The organism is Deltaproteobacteria bacterium PRO3 (assembly GCA_030263375.1).
In the GTDB taxonomy this organism is placed as follows: domain Bacteria; phylum UBA10199; class UBA10199; order DSSB01; family DSSB01; genus DSSB01.
The window spans coordinates 1-1,770 of record SZOV01000193.1 but is presented as its reverse complement, the minus strand read 5'-3'; the positions used below and the strand labels follow the sequence as shown (position 1 = coordinate 1,770).

General features: G+C 60.4%; 3 protein-coding genes. All 3 read right to left on the bottom strand.

Going from position 1 to position 1,770, the window contains the following annotated elements; genetic code table 11:
- Positions 1-274, bottom strand: a 274-nt coding sequence (locus tag FBR05_15250) for a type II toxin-antitoxin system VapC family toxin (protein ID MDL1873536.1), incomplete at its 3' end; no start/stop codon positions are given.
- Positions 271-510, bottom strand: a complete 240-nt coding sequence (locus tag FBR05_15245) for a type II toxin-antitoxin system Phd/YefM family antitoxin (protein ID MDL1873535.1) — start codon at positions 508-510, stop codon at positions 271-273. The genes FBR05_15245 and FBR05_15250, both read right to left, overlap by 4 nt.
- Before the next feature lie 57 nt (positions 511-567).
- A complete protein-coding gene (locus FBR05_15240) occupies positions 568-1,299 on the bottom strand; it encodes a deoxynucleoside kinase (protein MDL1873534.1) in 732 nt (243 codons plus the stop codon).
- Between the last annotated feature and the right edge of the window lie 471 nt (positions 1,300-1,770).

Here is a 1,770-nt window from a genome sequence, read left to right as displayed (position 1 = left end):
CGTCTTTCAACTCGGCGACTTCCAGGACATGGCGCTGGGAGATGGGAAGGGACTTTAGCCCCATCTCGAGGACAATCTCCGGCAACCAAGTCTTGGGATGAGCCTTCAAGGAAAGTTTTCCAATTCCGTATTTAATAACGATCTCCCATACCGAGACGGCGCTCAAATGAATTTCTTCGCTTTCCTGAACTATCCTCAGCGCCCGCTTAGAAAGCCTCGCCTCCTCGCCAAAGATCATCCAAAGAAAGGTCGCGGTGTCCAGGAGGCATTTCATAGGCCAAATCCCGGCAGATCCCGGTCGGACAAGGGCTCGAAAAACGCGGCGGTGACCTTGCCCATGCCCTTGGCCAAACCCAGGCGACGGCGCTTGGGCGCCCGCCCCTTGGACAAGGGAACAATCTGAGCCACCGGCTTGCCGTTGCGGCAAAGCAGGACGGTTTCGCCCTCTTCCACCTTCAGCAAATATTTGGAAAGATGGGTCTTCGCCTCGTGAATATTCAACTTAGTCATACTTTTAAACTAAGCTCAAAAACGGGAACCGTCAAGAGTTATGCCCCGGCAAAGGACTTAGGGACGAACGGAACTGATTGAAACGTAGTGCTTGTCGAGCTTCGCCTTCCGCATGTTCAGGATCTCTTTCAGGAGATTCTTGTAGTCCTCTTCGTTCTTGACGATGTCGATCTCGGTGCAGTTGACCGTCAAGAGCGGGGTCTCGTCGTACTCGAAGAAAAACTGGTTATAGGCCTGGCAGAGCCGTTCGATGTACTCGCCGGAGATCGACTTCTCGTAGGCGATGCCGCGCTTCTTGATGCGCTCGCGCAGCGCCTCGACGCTGGCCTGGAGGAAGATCACCAGGTCGGGCTTGGGCACCTGCGCGTCGAGGACGCGGTAGAGCTTGTCGTAGAGGTTGATCTCCTCCTCGCTCAAGTTGAGCATGGCGAAGATGCGGTCCTTGGCGAAGATGTAGTCGGAGATCGTCGCCTGCTTGAAGAGATCCTGTTGCATCAAGACCTTCTGCTGCTGGTAGCGGGAGAGCAGGAAGAAGACCTGGGTCTGGAAGGCGAAGCCCTTCGGATCTTTGTAGAAAGAAGGCAGGAAGGGGTTTTCCTCGGCCTCCTCGAGGACGATGCGGCCCTTGAATTCTTCGGCGAGCAGCCGGGTCAGCGTCGTCTTGCCGACGCCGATGGGGCCTTCGACCGCGATGTAGCGCAGGGGCTTCACGGAAAAATCTTTAGTATGGGCGGGCTTAGCCTGTCCATCGCTTTTCGGCGGACTGGAGGCAGGGGGGCCTATTTCCATTGATAGATGGTGCCCGCGCTCACCCCGAGTTGGCGGGCCGCGGCGTAGGGGCTGTCGCCGTTGCGCTGCAGGGCCTCCGCGAAGACTTGGCGCTTGAGCGAGTCGAGGGTTTCGCCCTCCGGGTAGCTCCAGGGCTGGGCCGCCCACTCCGCCGCGCGCTCGGCCACGCGGTCTTCGCGCAGGCGCTGGTAGAGCTTGGAGGGCGCGCACCTCAGCGAGGCCGCGGCCCGCTTCACGTCCATGTCGAAGCGCTGCAGGGCCTTCGCGAGGATCAAGGTCTCGATCTCGCGCCAGGTCTTGCCGGGGAGGAAGGGCGAGTCGGCGCCGCCGGCCGGGAGTGCGGCCTCGGCTGCGGGCTTCGCCGGAAGTACGGACTTGTGTCCCCCGCCTTTGAGCTTCTCCTGCCAGGAGGCCGGCAGGTCCTGGCGGTGCAAGACGGCACCGCGCCGCAGGGCGGTCGCCACGCGCATC

Coding starts and splice junctions, on each gene's coding strand:
- FBR05_15245 (MDL1873535.1), bottom strand. CDS start 510: ATGACTAAGTTGAATATTCACGAGGCGAAGACCCATCTTTCCAAATAT.
- FBR05_15240 (MDL1873534.1), bottom strand. CDS start 1,299: ATGGAAATAGGCCCCCCTGCCTCCAGTCCGCCGAAAAGCGATGGACAG.